The 21,477-nt window shown below is 75.1% G+C and carries 19 protein-coding genes; 11 read left to right on the top strand and 8 right to left on the bottom strand.

Annotation, left to right across the window (positions count from 1 at the left end):
- The first annotated feature begins 291 nt into the window (after window positions 1-291).
- From AC2TEW_RS08630 to AC2TEW_RS08600, 7 genes are all read left to right on the top strand, one after another.
- Complete coding sequence (locus AC2TEW_RS08630; RefSeq protein ID WP_484622757.1) at window positions 292-2,094, top strand: ABC transporter transmembrane domain-containing protein; 1,803 nt, start codon at window positions 292-294, stop codon at window positions 2,092-2,094.
- Window positions 2,091-3,863 (top strand): ABC transporter ATP-binding protein, encoded by a 1,773-nt coding sequence (locus AC2TEW_RS08625; RefSeq protein ID WP_484622756.1) that lies wholly within the window; start codon window positions 2,091-2,093, stop codon window positions 3,861-3,863. The genes AC2TEW_RS08630 and AC2TEW_RS08625 overlap by 4 nt, the downstream gene beginning before the upstream one ends.
- Window positions 3,864-3,917: 54 nt before the next feature.
- Complete coding sequence (locus AC2TEW_RS08620) at window positions 3,918-4,166, top strand: lipopolysaccharide assembly protein LapA domain-containing protein (RefSeq protein ID WP_484622755.1); 249 nt, start codon at window positions 3,918-3,920, stop codon at window positions 4,164-4,166.
- A 161-nt stretch (window positions 4,167-4,327) separates the two neighbouring features.
- Window positions 4,328-5,236: a LysR family transcriptional regulator gene (locus AC2TEW_RS08615; RefSeq protein WP_033820506.1), complete on the top strand. Its 909-nt coding sequence runs from the start codon at window positions 4,328-4,330 to the stop codon at window positions 5,234-5,236.
- A 165-nt stretch (window positions 5,237-5,401) separates the two neighbouring features.
- Window positions 5,402-5,968 (top strand): cysteine dioxygenase family protein, encoded by a 567-nt coding sequence (locus tag AC2TEW_RS08610; protein ID WP_484622754.1) that lies wholly within the window; start codon window positions 5,402-5,404, stop codon window positions 5,966-5,968.
- A 13-nt stretch (window positions 5,969-5,981) separates the two neighbouring features.
- Window positions 5,982-7,031, top strand: a complete 1,050-nt coding sequence (locus AC2TEW_RS08605; protein WP_484623001.1) for a YeiH family protein — start codon at window positions 5,982-5,984, stop codon at window positions 7,029-7,031.
- 135 nt (window positions 7,032-7,166) lie between these two features.
- Window positions 7,167-7,865 carry a spermidine synthase family protein gene (locus AC2TEW_RS08600; protein ID WP_484622753.1) on the top strand — a complete coding sequence of 233 codons (699 nt, stop codon included), beginning with the start codon at window positions 7,167-7,169 and terminating at the stop codon, window positions 7,863-7,865.
- A gap of 30 nt (window positions 7,866-7,895) precedes the next feature.
- On the opposite strand, the gene AC2TEW_RS08595 is transcribed toward AC2TEW_RS08600, so the two are convergent.
- From AC2TEW_RS08595 to AC2TEW_RS08585, 3 genes are all read right to left on the bottom strand, one after another.
- On the bottom strand, window positions 7,896-10,154 hold the full coding sequence (locus tag AC2TEW_RS08595; RefSeq protein ID WP_484622752.1) for a glycosyl hydrolase family 18 protein: 2,259 nt from the start codon (window positions 10,152-10,154) through the stop codon (window positions 7,896-7,898).
- Between the two features lie 323 nt (window positions 10,155-10,477).
- Entirely contained in the window at window positions 10,478-12,382 is a 1,905-nt protein-coding gene (locus AC2TEW_RS08590) for a hypothetical protein (RefSeq protein ID WP_484622751.1), read from the bottom strand.
- Between the two features lie 132 nt (window positions 12,383-12,514).
- Entirely contained in the window at window positions 12,515-13,294 is a 780-nt protein-coding gene (locus AC2TEW_RS08585) for a TetR/AcrR family transcriptional regulator (RefSeq protein WP_484622750.1), read from the bottom strand.
- A gap of 197 nt (window positions 13,295-13,491) precedes the next feature.
- On the opposite strand from AC2TEW_RS08585, the gene AC2TEW_RS08580 reads away from it, so the two are divergent.
- Entirely contained in the window at window positions 13,492-14,145 is a 654-nt protein-coding gene (locus AC2TEW_RS08580) for a molybdopterin-dependent oxidoreductase (RefSeq protein ID WP_484623000.1), read from the top strand.
- Window positions 14,129-14,794, top strand: coding sequence for a cytochrome b/b6 domain-containing protein (locus AC2TEW_RS08575; protein WP_484622749.1), 666 nt, complete (start codon window positions 14,129-14,131; stop codon window positions 14,792-14,794). Before AC2TEW_RS08580 ends, AC2TEW_RS08575 begins: the two co-directional genes overlap by 17 nt.
- Here the strand turns inward: AC2TEW_RS08575 and AC2TEW_RS08570 are convergent.
- Complete coding sequence (locus AC2TEW_RS08570; RefSeq protein WP_484622748.1) at window positions 14,770-15,282, bottom strand: NUDIX hydrolase; 513 nt, start codon at window positions 15,280-15,282, stop codon at window positions 14,770-14,772. The genes AC2TEW_RS08575 and AC2TEW_RS08570 overlap by 25 nt on opposite strands.
- A 93-nt stretch (window positions 15,283-15,375) precedes the next feature.
- Between AC2TEW_RS08570 and AC2TEW_RS08565 the strand changes: the two genes are divergently transcribed.
- Complete coding sequence (locus tag AC2TEW_RS08565; RefSeq protein WP_484622999.1) at window positions 15,376-16,593, top strand: serine hydrolase domain-containing protein; 1,218 nt, start codon at window positions 15,376-15,378, stop codon at window positions 16,591-16,593.
- Between the two features lie 363 nt (window positions 16,594-16,956).
- Here the strand turns inward: AC2TEW_RS08565 and AC2TEW_RS08560 are convergent, their stop codons facing one another.
- Window positions 16,957-17,280, bottom strand: a complete 324-nt coding sequence (locus AC2TEW_RS08560; protein ID WP_484622747.1) for a nuclear transport factor 2-like protein — start codon at window positions 17,278-17,280, stop codon at window positions 16,957-16,959.
- A 194-nt stretch (window positions 17,281-17,474) separates the two neighbouring features.
- On the opposite strand from AC2TEW_RS08560, the gene AC2TEW_RS08555 reads away from it, so the two are divergent.
- A complete protein-coding gene (locus AC2TEW_RS08555) occupies window positions 17,475-17,903 on the top strand; it encodes a DUF6325 family protein (RefSeq protein ID WP_033818111.1) in 429 nt (142 codons plus the stop codon).
- Window positions 17,904-18,207: 304 nt separating this feature from the next.
- Here the strand turns inward: AC2TEW_RS08555 and AC2TEW_RS08550 are convergent, their stop codons facing one another.
- The 3 genes from AC2TEW_RS08550 to AC2TEW_RS08540 form a co-directional block, all read right to left on the bottom strand.
- Window positions 18,208-18,600: a DUF779 domain-containing protein gene (locus AC2TEW_RS08550; RefSeq protein WP_484622746.1), complete on the bottom strand. Its 393-nt coding sequence runs from the start codon at window positions 18,598-18,600 to the stop codon at window positions 18,208-18,210.
- Window position 18,601: 1 nt separating this feature from the next.
- Entirely contained in the window at window positions 18,602-20,125 is a 1,524-nt protein-coding gene (gene exaC, locus AC2TEW_RS08545) for an acetaldehyde dehydrogenase ExaC (protein WP_484622745.1), read from the bottom strand.
- Between the two features lie 234 nt (window positions 20,126-20,359).
- Window positions 20,360-21,319, bottom strand: coding sequence for a terpene synthase family protein (locus AC2TEW_RS08540; RefSeq protein ID WP_484622744.1), 960 nt, complete (start codon window positions 21,317-21,319; stop codon window positions 20,360-20,362).
- Window positions 21,320-21,477: the final 158 nt, after the last annotated feature.

Genomic DNA, 21,477 nt, shown 5'->3' with positions numbered 1-21,477 from the left:
CCGGATTTCACCGGATCCGGTGAACCGGTCCGCGGGTCCGGGGCCCCGCAGCCCGGAACCGCACCGTCCGGACCGGAAAACCTGTTGCGTACGTCACACCGGACCGGCACGCTCGGTGCCCATGACGTCCTGACGAGACCCCAGCCCCCAGCCCCCGAGCTCCGCCCCGGCACGTCCGCGAACCGGGGCGCGTCGCCGCGCCCGCCAGCCGGAGCACGGCCCCGGCGGGCTGCCGCGAAGACCCGGCAGCCCGCCGCGTAGCCCCTGTCAGCACAGCGCAATCGGAGCGTCATGCCGCTCGAACCCCTGCCCATGCCGGACCCGGGTACCCCCGACCTCTCCACCCCCACCGCCTTCCTGCGCTGGCTGCGCCGCAGCCAGCGCCGCGGCCAACTGCTCGCCACCTGGTGGGGCGTGCTGGAGCTGGGCGGCATGGCCGCCCTGCCCACCGCCCTCGGACTGGGCATCCAGGCCGTCGTCGAGCACGACCGGGCCGGACTGTGGCGGGCCGGCGCCCTCGCCCTCGTGCTGTCCGTCCTGCAGACCGCCGGCTGCGTCCTGCTGCACCGCCAGGCGGTGTGGAACTGGATCACCGCCGCCTCGCAGCTGCGCCAGCTGGTCGCCCGCCAGGCCTCCCACCTGGGCGCCGGGCTGTCCCGCTCGATCGCCACCGGCGAGATCGTCGCCGTCAGCAGCGGCGACGTCGAGAAGATCGGCTGGTACGTGGAGCTGGTCGCCCGGGTCCGGGCCGCCGTCCTGGTCTGGCTCGGGGTCAGCCTGGTCGTGCTGGTGCAGCAGCCGCTGCTGGGCGCGGCCGTGCTGCTCGGCGTCCCGGTCCTCGCGGTGGCCGTCTGGCCGCTGCTCGGCCCGTTCGAGCGCCGCTACGACGAACAGCGGGCGCTCGGCGGCAAGGCCACCGAGCTGGCCGCCGACACCGTCGCCGGACTGCGGGTGCTGCGCGGCATCGGCGGCGAGGAGCTGTTCCTGGAGCGCTACCGGGCCGCCTCCCAGCGGGTGCGGGCCGCCGCGGTGCGGGCCAGCCGGATCTGGGCCCTGATGCAGGCCCAGCAGGTCCTGCTGCCCGGCCTGTTCGTGGTCGGGGTCACCTGGTACGGCGCCCACCTCGCGGTGACCGGCCGGATCGGGATCGGCCAGCTGGTCGCCGTGTACGGCGCGACCGCCTTCCTGGCCGCCCCGCTGCGGATCCTCGGCGAGGCCGCGCACGCCTACAGCGTCGCCCGGGTCTCCGCCGGGCGGGCCACCCGGGTGCTCGCCCTGGCCAGGGGCTGCCCCGAGGGCACCGGAGGCACGGCGGCGGCCGCGCTCACCCGCCCCGGCCACGGCGACCTGTACGACCCGGTCACCGGGCTGACCGCCCGGGCCGGCCGGCTGACCGCCGTGGTCTGCGGCGACCCGGACCTCGCCGGTGAGCTGGCGGCCCGGCTCGGCGGCCACCTGCCGCCAGCCGCGGGCCGGCCGGCGGAGCCGGGGGTCCGGCTCGGCGGGACGGTCCTGGACGAGGTCCCGCTGGCCGCCGCCCGGGCCGCCGTCCTGGTGCACGACAAGGAGCCGGTGCTGCTCTCCGGCAGCCTCGCCGACCTGCTCGACGTCCCGCGCTCCGGCCGGGTGACGGCCGCCGAGGCACTGGCCGCGGCCCAGGCCGGGGACGTGCTGGACGCCCTGGTGGACGGCTCGCCCGAGTGCGCCGGGGACGCCATGGCGGCCCGGATCACCGAGCGCGGCCGCTCCCTGTCCGGCGGCCAGCGCCAACGGCTGGCGCTGGCGCGCTCGCTGGTGGCCGACCCGCCGGTGCTGGTGCTCGACGAGCCGACCAGCGCGGTCGACGCGCACACCGAGTCGCGGATCGCGGCGGCGCTCGCCGGCCTGCGCGCCGGACACACCACCGTGATCCTCGCGACCAGCCCGCTGCTGCTGGACCGCGCCGAGACCGTGGTCCTGGTGCGCGACGGCCGGGTCGCCGCCACCGGCCGGCACCGCGAGCTGCTCGCCGCCGACCCGCACTACCGCGCGGTGGTCACCCGCGAGGACGACACCCCGGTGACCGGGGACCGACCCGTGAAGGAGCCGGTATGAAGCCGCCCGTCGTCGAGGAGAGCGGACCGGCCACCATGCTGCCGGTCGGCTCGCCGGCCGCGGTCCGCGGGTACGTGCGGCTGATGGCCCGCCGGCACCGCTCGGGACTGGCCGGGGTGGTGCTGCTGCACACCGTCGCCACCCTGGCGGGGCTGGTCGGGCCGTGGGTGCTGGGATCGCTGGTGGAGTCGCTCGGCACGGGCACCGCCGAGGGCGAGGTGCTGGCCGCGGTCGGCTGGTACCTGGCGGCGCTGGTGGTGCAGTCCGCGTTCACCGGGATGTCGCGGCTGCGCGGCGGGGTGCTCGGCGAGGAGGTGCTGGCCGACCTGCGGGAGGACTTCCTGGTCCGCTCGGTGGCGCTGCCGCCGGGCGTCCTGGAGCGGGCCGGCACCGGCGACCTGGTCTCCCGCGGCACCACCGACGTCGACCGGCTCGCCAAGTCGGTCCGCGAGGCGGTGCCGGAGCTGGCCGTCGCGGTGGTCTCGCTGGTACTGGTCGCCGGGGCGCTGGTGCTCACCTCGCCGCTGCTGGCGGTCAGCGCGCTGATCGGCCTGCCGCTGCTGCTGGCCTCCTCCCGCTGGTACTTCCGCCGCGCCCCGCAGTCGTACCGCTCGGAGTCCGCCGGGTACGCGGCCGTCAACACCGTGCTGGCCGAGACGGTGGACGCCGGGCGGACGGTGGAGGCGCTGCGCCTCGGCGAGGAGCGGGTCACGCTGACCGACCGGAAGATCCGGGAGTGGCTGGCCTGGGAGCGGTACACGCTCTGGCTGCGGGTCACCTGGTTCCCGACCGTGGAGGCGACGTACGCGCTGGCGATGCTGGGCACCCTGGTGCTCGGCGGGCTGTACGCGCTGAACGGCTGGATCGGCGTCGGCCAGCTCACCGCGGGCGTGCTGTACGCGCAGGCGCTCACCCACCCGGTGGACATGATCCTGCGCTGGTACGACGAACTGCAGGTCGGCCAGGCCTCGCTGGCCCGGCTGGTCGGGGTGCGCGAGGTACCGGACCCGGACACCGACGAGGGCGCGCACCCGGACGGGCTGCGGGTGACGGCGCAGGAGGTCGGGTTCGGCTACCGGGAGGGCGCCGACGTGCTGCACGGCATCAGCCTGGACGTGGCGCCCGGCAGCCGGGTCGCGCTGGTCGGCCCGTCCGGGGCGGGCAAGTCGACGCTGGGCCGGCTGCTGGCCGGGATCTACGCCCCCGGCCGGGGGACCGTCACGCTCGGCGGGGCGCAGCTGTCCAGGATGCCGGCCGAGCGGGTCCGCACCCAGGTGGCGCTGGTCAACCAGGAGCACCACGTGTTCGTCGGCACGCTGCGGGACAACCTGCGCCTGGCCCGTCCGGAGGCGGACGACACCGAGCTGCGCGCCGCGCTGGCCGCGGTGGACGCGGTCGAGTGGGCCGACGCGCTGCCCGCCGGGCTGGACACCGAGGTCGGCTCGGGCGGGACCGCGCTGACCCCGGCGCAGGCGCAGCAACTGGCGCTGGCCCGCCTGGTGCTGGCCGACCCGCACACCCTGGTGCTGGACGAGGCCACCTCGCTGCTGGACCCGCGGGCCGCCCGGCACCTGGAGCGCTCGCTGGCCAGGGTGCTGGACGGCCGGACGGTGATCGCCATCGCGCACCGGCTGCACACCGCGCACGACGCGGATGTGATCGCGGTGGTCGAGCAGGGCCGGATCAGCGAGTACGGCAGCCATCCCGAGCTGGTGGCGGCCGAGGGGCCGTACGCGGCGCTGTGGCGGTCCTGGCGGGACGAGCGCTGACGTCGGGTGAGGAGTCGGCGGGCGGCCCGGGCGGGTGCGGCGCAGACTGCGGGGGTGACCAAGATTTCCGACGGCCCCTCGGGGGCCAACAAGCGCGGTGAGATCGCGGGTGTTCCGACCAGGGTGATCGCCATCGTGGTGATCGTCATCCTGGCGGTCTGGTTCCTGTTCGCCAACCTGGAGCGGGTGAAGATCCAGTTCTGGGTGTTCACGGTGACGGCCCCGCTGTGGATCGCGCTGGCGGCGACGCTGCTGGCCGGCGCGGCGGTGGGATGGCTGGCCAAGGGCCGGCGCGACCGGTGACGGCCGACGGGTGACGGGTGACGGGTGACGGCCGACGGTGACCGCCGGTGGTGACGGCCGACGGTGACCGCCGGTGGGGGCTGCCGGGTCCGTGACGGGTGATGTCAAAGCGACTGAGGGGACCTGACCTCGATACCCCAAAATCTGCTTATCATTGAGGGGTGTTCGACTCACGGCACATCAAGACCTTTCACCAGGTGGTCACCAGCGGCTCGTACTCCGCCGCGGCCCGCGAGCTCGGTTACACCCAGCCCGCCGTCACCCAGCAGATGAAGGCGCTGGAGCGCACCGCGGGCGTCCCGCTGTTCACCCGGGCCGGACGTGGCCTGCGGCTGACCGAGGCCGGCGAGGCGCTGGCCCGGCACGCCGGGACCATCCTCGGTTCGCTCGCCGCGGCCCAGCAGCAACTCGGCGCGCTCGCCCGGCTGCGGGCCGGGCGGGTCAGGATCTGCGGCTTCCCCAGCGCCAACGCGACCCTGATCCCCGAGACCATGGCCCGGCTGCTGGCCGAGCACCCGGGCGTCCGGGTCGAGCTGACCGAGGCGGAACCGCCCGAGTCGGTGCAGCGGCTGCTGCGCGGCGAGTGCGACGTCGCCCTCTCCTTCAGCTACGCCGGCGCGGGGAGCGTCCCGGTCCCGGACGAACTCGCCGAGATTCCCCTGCTGGAGGACCGGCTCACCGTCCTGCTCCCGGTCGGCCACCCGCTGGCCCGGCGGCACGCGGTGCGCCTGGCCGACCTCACCGAGGACCGCTGGATCGCCGGCTGCCCGCGCTGCCGGGCCAATCTGCTGCAGATCTGCGCGGACCAGGGCTACGCTCCGGACGTGGTGTTCACCACCGACGACAACCTCGCCGTGCAGAGCCTGGTCGCCGCCGGGGTCGGCATCGCGCTGATGCCCTCGCTGGTGCTGGCCTTCATGTGCCACCAGAAGGTCACCGGCCGGCTGGTCGAGCCGCACCAGTTCCGCCGGGTCTGCGCGTACGTGCTGCGCGAGCACCTGCGGGTGCCCGCCACCGCGGTGGTGGTCGAGGAGCTCCGGCGGGCGGCCGCCGCCCGCTCCGGCTGCTGAATGCCGTTGCTGAACGTCGCTGCGCAGGGCGCCGCCGGGCCGGCCCACGCACGCCGGCCCGCTCGTGTCGGCCCGCCCACGGCGGCCCACCCATAAGCGGGAAGGGGGAGTTCGCCAAGAATCCCTCCTTGGACGTGATGGGTCGTCCGGTCCGACCCTGCCAGCATGACAACCACCGCACCCAGGGCAGTCACCGCCGCCTGTACCCGGCGCATGAGCGGCCTCGTCGAGGAGATCCGGGAGACCGTCGAGCGCGGCCTGCCCCCCGACCTGACGGCCTACCTGGTCGGTGAACGCATCGCCCCGCACCTGGGGGCGCCGGACCTGCTCGGCCCCGAGCACTGCGAGGGCGACCCGGACCGCTACCGCCAGCACCTGCTGCACGCCGAGACCGACGGCAGCTTCTCCGTGGTGGCCCTGGTCTGGCTGCCCGGCCAGCAGACCCCGATCCACGACCACCTCTCCTGGTGCACCACCGGTGTCCACCTCGGCGAGGAGAGCGAGCGCCGCTACCGGCTGGTCTCCGACGGCCGCACCGCCCGGCTGGTGCCCACCGAGGACGTGGTCAACCGGCAGGGCGAGGTCTGCGGCTTCGCCCCGCCCGGCGACATCCACCTGGTCCGCAACTCCGGTGGCTCGACCGCGATCTCGCTGCACGTCTACGGCGCCGACCTGGCCCGCCTGGGCAGCAGCATCCGCCGGGTCTACCGTCTCCCCGCCGGCGAGGTCTGAGCGCACCGTGGCACTGACCCTGCGCGCCACGGCCCGCCCCGTCACCGCGCCCCCGGCCTTCCGCCGCAACGGCCCCGGCCTCGCCCTGGCCGCCCTCGGCGTGGCCACCGCCTGGGGCGTGCACGCCGCGGTGCCCGCCGTTCCCCGGCTCACCGCCGCCGTCGCCCTCGGTGTCGCCGCCGCCCACCTGCCGGGCCTGCGCGGGCTGGTCCGCGGCGCCGCCCGGCCCGGACTCTCGCTCGCCGGGCGGCGGCTGATGCGGATAGGCATCGTGCTGCTCGGCTGCAAACTCAGCCTGCACGACGTGCTCGGCCTCGGCTGGGCCACCGTCGCGATGGTGCTCGCGGTGGTCGCCGCCACCTTCACCGGCACGCTGTGGCTGGGCCGACGCCTCGGCCTGCCCGGCGACCAGCCGCTGCTGGTCGCGGCCGGGTACTCGATCTGCGGGGCCTCCGCGATCGGCGCGGTCGGCGAGGCGGCCGGCAGCAACGAGGAGGACGCCGCCACCTCGGTCACCCTGGTCACGCTCTGCGGCACCCTGGCCATCGCCGTCCTCCCGTTGCTGCACCAGCCGCTCGGCCTGGACCCGACCGGCTTCGGCCGCTGGGTCGGCGCCAGCGTGCACGACGTCGGCCAGGTGGTCGCCACCGCGCAGACCGGCGGCCCGCTCGCGCTGCGCGAGGCGGTCCTGGTGAAGCTGATGCGGGTGGCGCTGCTGGCCCCGCTGGTGGCGGGCGTCGGACTCGCCCTGCGCGAGCGGCGGCGCACCGAAGGGCAGCGGGCGGGGACGAAGGCCGCGCGCCGGCCGCCGGTGGTCCCGCTGTTCGTGGCGGGCTTCCTGCTGGTGGTCGTGGTGCGCAGCGTCCTGACGCTGCCCGACGGCCTGTTGGAGGGCGCCCAGCAGGCGCAGGAACTCCTGCTCGCCGCAGCCCTGTTCGGCCTCGGCAGCGCGGTCCACCTGCCCACCCTGGCCCGTACCGGCGGCCGGGTCGCCGCACTCGGGCTGGCCTCCTGGGTGGTGGTCGCCGGAGTCTCGTACGCCGGGGTGCTGCTCACCACCTGACGGCGTCCGCTGCCGGGCCGTGCGGCGGGGGGAAATCCGCTGAGCCCGCGGCGCCCGCTCGGTTAGAGTCGGCTGATCGGCCACGACCGATGCCCGTCGGTGAGGAAGCCGCCCCAGCCCGGAGGAATCCGTACCATGCCCGAACTGCCCAGCCGGGACGGCCGGCAGACCCCCGCCACGCTCGACCGGCGGGACGGTCCGTACGGGGAGGTGGTGCTGCGGCAGCGCGGCGAGCACTTCGAGATCATCGCCAACGGCTGCTTCCTGATGGACACCGCCGACGGCCGCTCGGAGCGGCTGCTGGTGCAGGCGGCCCTGGACGAGCTGGGCGGCGCGGCGCGGGGGGCCCGCCCGTCGGTGCTGATCGGTGGTCTCGGGGTGGGTTTCTCGCTGGCGTACGCCGCCGCCGAACCGTGCTGGCGGCGGATCGCCGTGGTCGAGCGGGAGAGCGCCGTCATCGACTGGCACCGCAGCGGTCCGCTGGGTGCGTTCTCGGCCGGGGCGCTGGCCGATCCGCGGGTGGAGGTGCTGCCCACCGACCTGCTGGCGTACCTGGCCGGGCCGGGGGAGCGCTTCGACGCGCTCTGCCTGGACATCGACAACGGCCCCGACTGGACGGTCACCGAGGCCAACTCCGGCCTCTACGGCCCGGCCGGGCTGGCCGCCGCGTACGGCAGGCTCACCGAGGGCGGGGTGCTGGCGGTGTGGAGCGCCCAGCCGTCCGCGTCCTTCGAACGGGCGCTGGCGGCGGCCGGGTTCACCGGGGTCCGGACGCTGGAGATCGACGTGGTGCGCGGCGTGCCGGACGTCGTCCATCTGGCACGCCGCGCGTGACGCGGGCCGCTCGGGCCGCCGTGGTCCGGGCTACTTCAGGCCGTTGCTGACCGCGGTCATCAGCTCCCCGTTGGCGGTGTCACCGTCGAAGGACCAGACCATCGCGCCGGCCAGCCCCTGGGACTTGATCCAGGCGGTCTTGCGGGCGATCTCGGTCGGGTCGTCGTAGGTGTAGAGCACGGTGCCGTTGTAGATGTACGAGAAGCCGGCCACCGGGTCCCGGTAGATGGTGTAACCGCCGCTCGTGGCCATGTCCTTGAGCTTGTGGTAGTCCTCGTACCCGGGCTCGTAGGTGCCGGGGCCGGGGCCGGTGGCGGTCTGGAACAGGCCGTTGGTGGTGCCGCGCGGCACGCCCGTCCAGCCGCGGCCGTAGAACGGGATGCCCAGGGTGAGCTTGCTCTTCGGGGCCCCGCCGCTGACGTAGGCGTTGATGGCGATCTCCGAGCTGAACTTCTGGTTCGCCGGGCTCGGGTCGCCCGCCGCGAGCTTGATCGCGGACTGCTGGTTGGTGACGGTCTCCCAGCCGCCGTGGTAGTCGTAGCCCTGGATGGTGGCGAAGTCGAACGCGCCGAACAGGCCGGGGATGTCGATGCCCGCGGAGACCTTCAGCGGGTCGGCCGGCAGGAAGGCGCTCAGCGTGTAGTGCTTGCCGGTGGTGGCGCCCAGCGCGTCCAGCTGGCGGCGGAACTCCTGCGCCAGCAGGGTGTAGTTGGCCTTGTCGGCGGGCTTGTAGATGTTGCCGAGGTGGCCGTCGGAGTTGGGCCACTCCCAGTCCAGGTCGATGCCGTCGAAGATGCCGGCCGCCGAGCCCGCGCCGCCCCGGCCGTCGATCACCGGCAGGTTGCCCTTGATGTACATGTCGATGCAGGAGCTGACCAGCGCCTTGCGCGAGGCATCGGTGGCGGCGGCGTCCGAGAACCACTTGCTGTAGGACCAGCCGCCGATCGAGATCTGCATCTTCAGGTTCGGGTACTTCGCCTTGAGCTGCTTGAGCTGGTTGAAGTTGCCCGCCAGCTTCTGGTCCCAGGTGTCGGTGGTGCCGGCCACCGAGGTGCCCGCGTCCCAGCCGCGGCCGAAGTCGGCCCAGGCGTCACCGGCGCCGTCGCCCGCGTTGGGGTCGGAGTCGTTGCCGGCGGCCTTGTTGGTGATGAAGCACTGCTTGGTGGTCGGGTGGATGTTGGCGAAGGCGTAGTTCAGCGTGGTGAGCTTCGCCGCCGTCCCGGAGGTGTCCAGCTGCTTCACGCTGTAGCCGCGGGCGTAGATGCTCCACTGCGTGAAGTAGCCGATCTTCAGCCCGCCGCCGGGGGTGCCGGTGTCGGGCTGGGTCCGCGCGCTCACCGGCGCGGAGGCCGGGGAGGTGTTGCCCGCGGCGTCCCGGGCCTTCACGGTGAAGGTGTACGGGGTGTCCGGCGCCAGGCCGTCGACGGTGGCGGTGGTGCCGGTGACGGTCCTCGCCACGGCGGCGCCGTTGTAGACGTCGTACGCGGTGACGCCGACGTTGTCGGTGGCGGCGGCCCAGCTCAGGGAGACCGAGCCGGAGGTGGTCCCGGTGACGGCCGGGGTACCGGGCGCGGTGGGCGGCTGGTTGTCGGCCGGCGGGGTGGGCACGGTGACGGTGACCGGGCCGGCGGCGGCCGAACGGTTCCCGGCCGCGTCGAAGGCGACCACGGTGAAGGGGTGCGCGCCCGCCGACAGGCCGGTGACGGTGGCCGAGGTGCCGGTGACGGTGGCGGCCTTGGCGGCGCCGTCGAACACGTCGTACCCGGCGACCCCGACGTTGTCGGTGCTGGCCGTCCAGGAGAGCGCCGCTCCGTTGCCGCCAGCCAGGGCGCCCTGCAGGCCGCCCGGCACGCTCGGCGCGGTGGTGTCCGAGGGCGCGCCGGCGCAGGGCTGGCCGTTCAGCTTGCAGTTGGCGAGCGGCTGGTAGGCGCCCGAGTAGGCGATGTTGAAGCCGAAGTTGTACGAGGCCCCGGGCGCGATGACCGGCTGCCAGCCCGGGTTCTTCACCGTGACGTGCGAGCTGGCGACGGTGTACGTGGCGTTCCACAGCGAGGCGACGCTGTTGCCGCTCGGCAGGTCGAACTCCAGGGTCCAGCCGTTGATGGCGGTGGAGGTGCCGTTGTTGATGGTGTAGCTGCCGCCGTAACCGGAGCCCCAGTCCTGGTCCTTGGCGAAGGTGGCGGTGGCGGAGGCCGCGTGCGCCGAGGTGGCGGGCAGCGCGAGGGCGATGAGCGGGGCGATGAGGCTTCCCGCGGCGAGCAGGGGCAGCCGGGACCGACGTCTGCGCATGAAGGGCTCCTGTCCGGGAGCGCGCCCGGGCCGTGGCCGGACGGGCGGGCTCCCCTACCTGTGGGGGGAGGTGCCAGGTGCAAGGGTGATGCGCGCCCGGGCCGTCGGGGACGGCCGCGGGCCGAGGTGCCGGGCCGTCGGGGTGCCGCGGAGGTCCTCTGTCATAGGAGGGTAAAGAGCCGGGGCAGCAGTGGCAATAGGTCTGGACCAGAGCGTCCCGGGCGGGCTCCGGCGGTCGCGTGGCATCCGAACGCCGAACGGCGGCCGGGCAGTTGATCCTGTCCGGCCGCCGTCCGCGGCACTGCTGGGGTACTTCCGGTGGCTCAGCCGAAGGGGCTGTACGCCGGCGGCTCGGGGGCCGGGGGCTCCGCCGCCGCCGCAGCCGCCGGGGCGGCGGGCGCCGGCGGGGCGAACGGGTTGAAGTCCGGCGGGGGCACCCGGACCGGCGTCCCCTTGCCCGGCGCGGGCTGCTCGGCCGGCTCGGCGGGCGCCTCCGCGGCGGGGGCGGCCGGCGGGGCCGGGGGCGCGAACGGGTTGAAGTCCGCCGGCGGGACCCGGACCGGCGTCCCCTTGCCCGGTGCGGGCGCGGCGGCGGGCGCCGCAGGAGCGGCCACCGGTGCGGCGGCGGGCGCGGGAGCCGCGCTCCCGGCCACGGCGGTGCCGAACGGGTCGGCCGCCGGGGTCGGCACCGTGGTGCCGAACGGGTCCGCGGCAGCCGGGGCCGCGGGAGCCGCCGCGGGCGCGGGGGCGGCCGGGGCCGCGGCGGCCGTGCCGGGCGCCGGGGGAGCGAACGGGTTGAAGTCGGCGGGCGGGACCCGGACCGGCGTGCCCTTGCCCGGCGCGGCCGGCGCGGCCGGCTCGCCCGACGGCGCCGCGGCGGCCGGGGCGGCGGGCGCCGGCGGGGCGAACGGGTTGAAGTCCGCCGGCGGGACCCGCACCGGGGTGCCCTTGGGCTGAGTCGGCTGAGCAGGCTGGGCGGGCTGAGCAGGAGGGGCGGCCGGGGCCGGCGGCGCCGCCGGAGCCGGCTGATCGGCCACCGGGGCCGGAGGGACCACGGGCGGGGCCGGGGGAGCAGGCGGCGCAGCGACGGGGGCCGGGGGTGCGGCCTGCACCGGGGCGGCGGGCTGCTGGACCTGCGGCGGCTGCGGCTCGGCGGCCGGCTGCTGGACCTGCGGCGGCTGGGCGGCGACGTGCACCTGCCCGTCCCAGGCGAGCTGGACGCTCTCCAGCACCCGGGCGAACACGCCCGTGTACAGCTCCCAGTCGTCCGCCTGGGCGGTGCTCAGCTGGACGGTCAGCACCGACCGGCCGTCCGGCAGCGGCAGGAACGCCTCGGCGGTGACACCGACCAGCGACAGCGGCCGCCCGTCGGCGGTCAGCGGCGAGGGCACCGGTACCGTCCGCGGCTCGACCAGCAGCACGGCGGGTCCGGCCGGCAGCAGCACCCGCCAGACCTCGGCGGCGGGCCGCCGGTCGGCCAGCTCGGTGGCCAGCTCGCCGACCTCCTGGGCGTGCGGGACCAGCGCCGCGACCAGCGAGGCGCGCGAGCGGCGCCCCTGCGTCTCGACCGCGGCCAGGCCGGCGAAGACCACGCCCGCGGCGGCGGTCTCCTCGGCCAGCGCGGCCGCCACCACCGCCCACTCCTTGCGGGCCTCGGCGTCGGCACCGGCGAACAGCTCGGCGGCCACCTCGGTCAGGTGCGCGCCGAGCGCGGCGGCGTCGCCGCGGATCGCCAGCGGGTGGAACAGCGAGGGCACCAGCAGGCGCGCCTCGACACCGGAACCGGTGGACAGTTCGTCAGGTGCGAGGACCGGGCGGTCCGCGGCGAGCGCGGCCAGCGCGGGCGGGAACTCCGGGCGCAGCTTCTCGTCCGCGCTGCCGTGGCCGACCGGGAAGCGGAACGCCGCCGCGGACGGGGCCGCGGCGCCGCGCACGGCACCGCCGCCGTACCGGGCGAGCAGCTCGGCGGCCGCCCCCGGCGCGGGCTCGGGGCGCCGGGTGTGGGCCGCCTCCACCACCGTGCCGAGACCGTGAACCCCGGTGATACCCGGGCCGTTGGGGCCGATCCGGACGCCGAACAGGGCGCCGGCGGCCGGGTGCGCGGTGCTCCCGAAAGCGGCCAGGGTGGCGGCCGGGTAGTGCGTGGCCCGCTCGCCCAGCAGCGTTTCGGCCAGTGCGTCCAGTGTGGCCGCGATCCGCTCCGCGGCTGTGAAGCCGTCCTGAGTCATGGCGCCGAGCCCCCCTCGCTCTCGGTGTGGCATTAACGCCCACTTTCTATCAGAAACCGCTGACCCGGCGGCATCCGGCACCGAAGCTCACCAAGCGGGCGCAGCAGCTCCGGATGTGCGCGGCCCGCGTCCTCAGCCGGCCGGCGGGGCGGCGAGCCGGCCGAGGTCCTCCGCGAGGCCGGGAACGGCCAGCAGGCCCGCCAGTTCGCGTACCAGCTGCCCGGTCGGACCCCCGGGCTGCTCGCTGCGGAAGAACCCGGCCAGCTCCGCCGCGAGCCCCGGCTCCCGGGCCGCGGTGACCGCCAGCGCCGCGACGAACTCCTGCACCAGCTGCAGCTGCAGCTCCTCCAGCGGGACGCTGCGCTCGGACAGCCAGTCCAGCGAGGTGATCTCGGCGTTGGCGATCCAGGCCCGGACGGTGCGGCGCAGCCCTGGGCTGGGCGCGGGGACGGCGAGGTGCAGCAGGATCTGCTCCAGGGCGGCCCGCCGGACCTCGTCGATCACCGCCGTGGTGCCGGGGCTGGCTGCGACCGAACCGCCGCGCAGCAGCGCCTCGAAGCCGGGGCCGTGGCTGTTCACGAAGTCGAGGTAGCGGCCCATCACCCGCAGCAGCCGCTCCGACATCGGCCCTTCGGCGGCCTCCTCGAAGCGCCCGGCCAGCTCCTGGCCGGCCCGGCGCAGCGACTCCTCGTACAGCGCCTGCTTGCCGGGGAAGTAGTGGTAGACCAGCGGCCGGGAGGCCCCCGCGGCGGCCGCGATGTCGTCGATGGAGACGTCCTCCGGCGGGTGCTTGCTGAACAGGTCGAGCGCGACCGCGATCAGCTGCTCCCGGCGCTCGTCCACGCTCAGCCTGCGGCGCGGCGCGCGCGCGTCCGGAGTCCGGGTCGCCGCCGTCGGCGTACGGGAAGCCATACCGTCACCCTATCGGTCGATGCCGTCCGGGCCGGTCGTTCGATCATGCGGGCCGGGGTGGCCCGGCTGTCCTTGGAGGAGATGACGAAATTCTGACGGCGGCCCCGCGGCCCTGGCCCCGACCCCGCCGACCTGGTCGAATCAACGGTGTGAGCGAGAACTCCGGAACCCCCGTCGGACGCCGCGTCGTGCTCGGCATGCTCGGTCTGGGCGTGGCCGGGGTGGCGGCGGGCCCGTTCCTGCAACGCGCCGTCGAAGGGGTCACCAGCAAGGACCCGACCGGGCTGAGCGGGCTGCTGCCCGGCGGGGGCGGCTTCCGGTACTACTCGGTGGTCGGCTCGGTGCCGGTCCGGACGGCCGCGGACTACACGCTGCGGATCGACGGGATGGTGGACCGCCCGGTCACCCTCAGCCTGCCCCAGCTGCAGGCCATGGAGCAGACCCGGATCGTCCACGACGTGCAGTGCGTGACCGGCTGGCGGGTGCCGGGCACCCCGTTCGAGGGGGTCAGGCTCGCCACCCTGCTGGACGCGGCCGGGGTCCGGGCGGACGCCGGGGCGGTGCGGTTCAGCTGCTTCGACGGCGAGTACACCGAGAGCCTCACCCTGGAGCAGGCCCGGCGCGACGACGTGCTGGTGGCGCTGCGGATGCAGGACCGGCCGGTCAGTCACGAGCACGGCGGTCCGGTGCGGCTGTACGTCGCCCCGATGTACTTCTACAAATCGGCCAAGTGGCTCTCCGGCATCACGCTGACGCCCTCGGTCGAACCCGGCTACTGGGAGCACTACGGCTATGACGTCGACGCCTGGGTGGGCCGCTCGAACGGACGCGACGATGCGCCCACCGGCTGAGCGGGCGGCGCCGGCGGGCCGGATCCCGCGGTTCGGCCGGGCCGAGCGCTGGGTGCACCGGGCCACCTCCGGGCTGATGCTGGTGTGCCTGGTGACCGCCGCGTTCCTGTACTACCCGCCGCTGAGCGAGCTGGTCGGGCGCCGCCGCCTGGTGACCGCGGTGCACGAGTGGTGCGGCCTGCTGCTCCCGGCGCCGCTGCTGCTGGGCCTGGTCTCCCGCGGGCTGCGGGCGGACCTGACCCGGCTGAACCGCTTCACCCCGCTGGACCGCGCCTGGCTGCGCGCGGTGCGCCGCCGCTCCCACCGCCGCCCGGCGGGGAAGTTCAACGCCGGCCAGAAGCTGTACGCGTCCTGGACGGCCGGTGCGGTGCTGGTGATGCTCGGCACCGGGCTGCTGATGTGGTTCACCCACCTCGCGCCGCTGGTGTGGCGCACCGGCGCGACCTTCGTCCACGACTGGCTGGCCGTCGCGGTCGCCGTCGTGGTGGGCGGGCACATCTGGATGGCGGTCCGGGACCCGGAGGCCCGGCGCGGCATGCGCACGGGCAGCGTGGACCCGCTCTGGGCCGCCCGGGAGCACCCGGACTGGGAACCGCCGGACCACCCGCCGCCGGGGCCCGGGGCTCAGGACGCGCGCCACTCCAGGTAGCGCCGCCAGGTCTCCCGGCCGTCGGGGACGAACTCCCACTGCGCCAGGCGCCGCACCAGTTCCGGCTCGGTCAGCCAGTCGTGCCAGGCGACCTCCTCGACCTGCGGGGAGACCGGACCGTCCCACACGGCCTGGTGCACGTCGCACCACCAGGACAGGCCCGCGCCGTCCTCGAACAGGAACCGGAACAGCGGCTCCGGCCGGATCCCGCTCACCCCGAGCTCCTCCTCGGCCTCCCGGACGGCCGCCTCGGCGTAGCTCTCGCCGCTGCCGACCACCCCGCCGACGAAGCAGTCGTACGCGCCGGGGGCGAACAGCTTCTGCTCGGTGCGGCGGTGGGTGAAGATCCGTCCCTGCGCGTCGCGGACCAGGATGAACACGCAGCGGTGGGTCAGCCCCCGCCGGTAGACCTCGCCGCGCGAGGCGGTGCCGACCACCCGGTCCTGTGCGTCGACCACGTCCAGCAGCTCGTCAGCGGGGTTCGTCATGGCCCCACGGTACCGACTCGGCGTCAGCCCGGGCACCGGACTATCGTGCGAACCAAGGCGGCGGCGGAACGGAGGGCGGCGAGCGTGAGCACGGTGGAGATCTGGGGCGAGACGGCCGACGGCTTCGAACCCGTCCGGGAGGCCTTCGCCCGCAACTTCCGGGACCACGGCGAGCTCGGCGCGGCCTTCGCGCTGTACGCCGACGGCCGCAAGGTGGTCGACCTGTGGGGCGGCGACGCCCGGCCCGAGGTCGGTGCCCGGCCCGCGCCGGCCGTGCCGTGGACCGCGGACACCGCGCAGGTGCTGCGCTCGGTCACCAAGGGCCTGACGGCCGCCGCGGCGCTGCTGCTGTTCCAGCGCGGCCTGCTCGACCTGGACGCGCCGGCCTCCTCCTACTGGCCGGAGTTCAAGGCCGCGGGCAAGGAGCGGATCCCGGTCCGCTGGCTGCTCTCGCACCAGGCCGGCCTCCCGGCGCTGGACACCCCGCTGCGGATCGAGGACCTGATCGCCTGGGAACCGGCGGTCGCCGCCGTCGCCGCGCAGGCCCCGGCCTGGGAGCCGGGCACCGCGCACGGCTACCACCCCTACACCTTCGGCTGGCTGGTCGGCGAGCTGGTCCGGCGGGCGGACGGCCGCAGCATCGGCCACCTGTTCGCCGAGGAGATCGCCCGCCCGCTCGGCCTCGACCTGTGGATCGGGCTGCCCGCGGGCGCCGCCCCCCGGGTCGGACGGCTGGTCGACCTGCCCGCACCGGAGGCCGCCCAGGTCGGCCCGAACGGCCTGCGGATCCGGCCCAAGCAGAACGTCCGGGACGCCTACCGCGACCCGGCCTCGCTGACCGCCCGGGCCTTCGGCGCGGTCCGACCGCCGGTCGACCTCAACGACCCGGCGATCCAGGCCGCCGAGGTCCCCGGCGCCGGCGGCATCGGTACCGCCCGCTCGCTGGCCCGCTTCTACGCCGCGCTGATCGGCGCCGCCGACCGGCACGCCGGCGCCCCCGGCGAGCGGCTGCCCGCGCTGTTCGACACCGCGACGCTGGCCGAGGCGGCCGGGCCCTCGGTGGACGGACCGGACCGGGTACTGATCGTCAACACCTCCTTCGGCCAAGGCTTCTTCCGGCACGGCGGCACCTCGCCGATGTCCTCCCCGGCCGCCTTCGGCCACCCCGGCCGAGGCGGCTCGCTGGGCTTCGCCGACCCGTCGCTGGGGATCGGCTTCGGCTACGTCACCAACGGCATGCAGCCCGGGGTGACCGGCGACATCCGCTCCCGGACGCTGATCGGAGCGGTCCGCGCCTGCCTGGCGGGGTAAGGCTGCCGGCCACGCCGGCCACGCCGGCCACGCCGGCCACGCCGGCCACGCCGGCCACGCCGGCCACGCCGGCCACGCCGGCCACGCCGGCCACGCCGGCCACGCCGGCCACGCCGGCCACGCCGGCCACGCCGGCCACGCCGGGTACCCGGGTCCCGCTTCCGACCGCCGCCCCCGGGCCGTACTTCAGCAGGTCCTCGTACGGCAGTCCGGTCGGCGGCATCCGGCTGCGTCGCGGTGACCGGACGTCGGGCGTCGGGCGCCTCGGGGCGGCGCCGGGTCAACTTCCTTACGCCGCAGGAGGTTTCGGCCCGGCGGTGGCCGGGCCGGACGGGTCCGGGAATCCTGCCGGCCCCCGGCGGGTCAGGCCTGGCCGGTGTCGAAGCGGCTGACCTTGCCGCCGTCGACGGTGAACCGCCAGGCGGTGCGCATCTCGCCCCAGGTGTCGTTGCGGAAGTTGGCGACCAGCGCCAGACCGCCGTCCTTCTCGGTCTGCACCTCCATCCGGCCGCGCGAGGAGAAGATCTCCCGGTCGATCCAGTCCGTGAGGTCCCGGTCCGAACCGTCGTCCGACATGGTGGCGTCCGGGGTGAGCGCGCCGAGGAAGGCGTCGCGGTCGCCCGCGTTGATCGCGGCGACCAGGGTGCGCACGGCGGGTTGGGACAGCTTGTCGACGGGGATGGTCATGGGTCGGTGGCTCCTGTTCCGCGGCACGGTCGGCCGCTGTTCTCCAGAGACCACGGACGCGACCGGGCCGCGCGCCGCCTGGGCCGTTCGCAGTCCCCCCGTGCGCCGCCCCGGACGGGGTGTCGGCGGACCCGGGCGGGCCCGCCGTGTGCTTGGATCCGGCTGGGGGACCAGCCCGAGGAAGGGAGCCCTGGATGGGGCCGGCCGAACTGCTCGTCCTGACGTTCCCGCAGGAGACCATCACCCGCGAGACCGCCGCGGCGCTGGTCGCGCTGCGCACCGCCGGGGACATCCGGGTGATCGACTCCCTGGTGGTCACCCGGCACCCGGACGGCGAGGCGACCTACGGCGAACTGGCCGACTTCGAGCACCTGCGCGGCGTGGTCGCGGTCGGCGGCCACGAACTGCCGCTGATCGGCCCCGAGGACGCCCAGGAGGCCGCCGAACTGCTGGCGCCGGGCTCGGTCGCGCTGCTGGTCCTGATCGAGCACGTCTGGGCCGAGGCCGCGGCCGAGGCGCTGCGCGCCGTGGGCGGACGGATCGCCTCCGGCGTACGGATCCCCCCGGAGAACATCGAGGAAGCCGTCCGCGCCGCCCGCGCGCGCGTCGCGGCCCAGAACTGAGGACCCCGTGCTGCTGTCCGTCCCGTCGACCGTGTCCGTCCCGCCGTCCGCGCTGCTTGGTCCGGTCCGCCCGCTGGGGGCGGCCCGTCCGCCGGGTACCCCGCTCGTCCGCGGCCTGCTGTCCGGTGGTGCCGTTCGGGCCGCCCGTAGCGTGGCGCCCGGCACCGGGCCGGATCCCGTCGAGCAGCGCCCGGCCGCCGGGTGGCGGGTGGGGCGGGGCCCGGTGGCTGTGCCTCTGTTGGCCTGGCGGTAGGTGCACTCCGGGGGCGTGCGCCCTGGGCTGCACGCCCCCGGAGTGGCTGGGTCAGGCGCCCGGGTGGAGCGCCTGGGCCTCCTCGTCCGTCAGCAGCCGGGAACGGACCAGGAAGCGGTGGCCGGTCGGCGCCTCCAGCGAGAAGCCGCTGCCGCGCCCGGGCACCACGTCGATGGTCAGATGGGTGTGCGACCAGTACGCGTACTGGTCCCGGGCCATCCAGACCTCGACCGGCGCGAGCCCCTCCACCGTGAGGACGCCGAGCAGGTGGTCGGCGGCCGAGGTGAGGAACTCACCGGCCGGGTAGCACATCGGCGCCGAGCCGTCGCAGCAGCCGCCGGACTGGTGGAACATCAACGGCCCGTGGTCGGCGGCGAGTTCACGCAGCAGGCCGGCCGCCGCCGGGGTGACGGCGACCTGGGAGGCGACCTGGTGGGCGGCCATCCTAGAAGAAGCCCAGGGCCTGCGGCGAGTAGCTGACCAGCAGGTTCTTGGTCTGCTGGTAGTGCTCCAGCATCATCTTGTGGGTCTCCCGGCCGATCCCGGAGTTCTTGTACCCGCCGAACGCCGCGTGGGCCGGGTACAGGTGGTACGAGTTGGTCCAGACCCGGCCAGCCTGGATCGCCCGCCCGGCCCGGTGGGCGGTGGAGCCGTCCCGGGTCCAGACGCCCGCGCCGAGCCCGTACAGGGTGTCGTTGGCGATCTCGATGCCGTCGTCGAAGCCGTCGAAGCGGGCCACCGCGACCACCGGGCCGAAGATCTCCTCCTGGAAGATCCGCATCCGGTTGGTGCCCTCGAAGACCGTCGGGGCCACGTAGTAGCCGCCCGCCAACTCACCGTCCAGCTCGACCCGTTCGCCGCCGACCAGGACCTTGGCGCCCTCGGCCTGACCGATGTCGATGTAGGAGAGGATCTTCTCCAGCTGGTCGTTGCTGGCCTGGGCGCCGACCATGGTGTCGGTGTCCAGCGGGTTGCCCTGCCGGATCGCGCGGACCCGCTCGAGGCCGTCGCCGAGGAAGCGGTCGTAGATCGGCGCCTCGATCAGGGCCCGGCTCGGACAGGTGCACACCTCGCCCTGGTTGAGGGCGAACATCGCGAAGCCCTCCAGCGCCTTGTCGTAGAAGGCGTCCTGCTCGGCGGCCACGTCGGCGAAGAACAGGTTGGGGCTCTTGCCGCCGAGCTCCAGCGAGACCGGGATCAGGTTGGCGCTGGCGTACTGCATGATCAGCCGGCCGGTGGTGGTCTCGCCGGTGAAGGCGATCTTGCGGATCCGCGGGCTGGAGGCGAGCGGCTTGCCGGCCTCCACGCCGAAGCCGTTGACCACGTTGACCACGCCCGGCGGCAGCAGGTCGGCGACCAGCTCCATCAGCACCAGGATCGAGGCCGGGGTCTGCTCGGCCGGCTTGAGCACCACCGCGTTGCCCGCGGCCAGCGCCGGGGCGAGCTTCCAGACCGCCATCAGGATCGGGAAGTTCCACGGGATGATCTGGCCGACCACGCCCAGCGGCTCGTGGAAGTGGTACGCGACGGTGTCCTCGTCGAGCTGGGAGAGCGAGCCCTCCTGGGCGCGCAGCGCGCCGGCGAAGTAGCGCAGGTGGTCCACGGCGAGCGGGATGTCCGCCGCCAGCGCCTCCCGGACCGGCTTGCCGTTGTCCCAGCTCTCGGCGACCGCGAGGGCCTCCAGGTTCTGCTCCATCCGGTCGGCCACCCGCAGCAGCACCTGGGCGCGCTCGGCGGGGGAGGTGCGGCCCCAGGCGGGTGCGGCGGCGTGCGCGGCGTCCAGCGCGGCCTCGATGTCCTCCGAGGTGCCGCGGGCCACCTCGCAGAACGGCCGGCCGGTCACCGGGGTGGGGTTCTCGAAGTACTGGCCGCGCACCGGGGGCCGCCAGTCGCCGCCTATCCAGTGTTCGTAGCGGCTGCGGAACTCGACCACCGAACCGGGCCGGCCGGGGGGCTGGTAGACCGTCAAAGCTCTCTCCTCGCAACGACAGGCGCCGCCGTCCGGGCCCGCCCCGGGGCAGCGCGCCGGGCAGCCTAGGCGGCCCGGGCGGAAGGATGCTGGAAGCTGACTGGAGGGGTCCGCCCCTCCGGTCCGCACCCTAACCGCCCGGTCGGCGCCGCCGCTACGCCCCGTACCGGACCGGTCACGGTGGTGGGTCGCTGCGGCCCGGCGCCGGTGGGTGCGGCGCCGGGCCCGGGCGCCCTACCCGGCCCGGTAGCGCCCGGTGCGGCCCTCCCAGCGCAGGTAGCCCGCCAGCCAGGCGGCGAGCCCGTCGGCGTACCGCTGGACCGCGCCGCGCTGGGCGGCGTCCAGCTCGAGCTGGTGGTAGACGTCCGCCAGCTGGAGCCGCAGTTCGGCGAACTGATTGACCATCAACTGGGCCTCGGCGAGCACCACGGCGCAGGCCTCTTCCGCCGGGCAGTCGCGCTCCTGCTGGACGATCATCACCAGGTTGTACACGTCGCCGCGGGGCGCCTCCAGCGGGTACGAGCGGACGTCGTTGCTGAACGAGGGTATGTCGGCGGCGAGTTGGCGCAGCCGGCGGAGCACCGGGTGGTGGAAGGCGCTCTGCGGCACCTCGAAGTGGCCGAGCCGCTCGATCATGTCGAACAGGGTCTCCATCGCCGCGGTACCGCGGCGCAGGACCAAGTAGCTCTCCCGGTCGGGGAGTTCGGCGAAAGCCCGGCCGGCCGCCTCGGCGGGGTGGCTGGCGAAGTACCACTCCCAGTTGTACGCGGCCCGGGCCCGCCAGCGGGCGGACATCCCCCGCTGGCTGCGCCGCCAGAGGTCGGCGAAGGCGTGTTCGGTGGCGGACGGCGTCGACGGCATGGACGGCACGGACGGGACGGATGAGGCGGACGGGACGGGAGGGGCGGACTGGGCGGAGGAGCCGAACGGGGTGGACGGGGCGAATGCGAAGGTGCCGTGCGTGATTCCGCAGAGCCGGTCGCAGATCCTGGCCACCTCGGCCGGATGTTGGCCGAGTTCGGTATCGAACTGGTCGTCGAAGAGAAAGTAGAATCCGAGAAGGTCGGCGGCCAGGCCGAGTTCGTCCGGCCCCGCCTCGGGGTAGCAGAAAGCGGCGAGCTCCGACACGTCCCAGTGCTCGTACGCGGGCTCGGTGATGCCGGTGGTGAGTTGTCTGTGGCGGTCCAGCCACAACCGGTGGTGGGCTGCCGCCCCCGCCTGGTGGGGGCTCCGCCTGTGGGGAAACGGAAGCTCAAGTGAGGTGCAGTCGGACATCGTTCTCCCGGCGCTGCTGAGGGGTCTGTGCCGTACGTCCTGCTCGGCCTCGGGGTGGCCCGCGGAAAAGAGATCAT

It is taken from the genome of Kitasatospora sp. NEAU-CNBT7, assembly GCF_057220535.1.
Note: the sequence above shows the minus strand (reverse complement) of the source record. Positions and strands in the feature narration are given on the sequence as shown.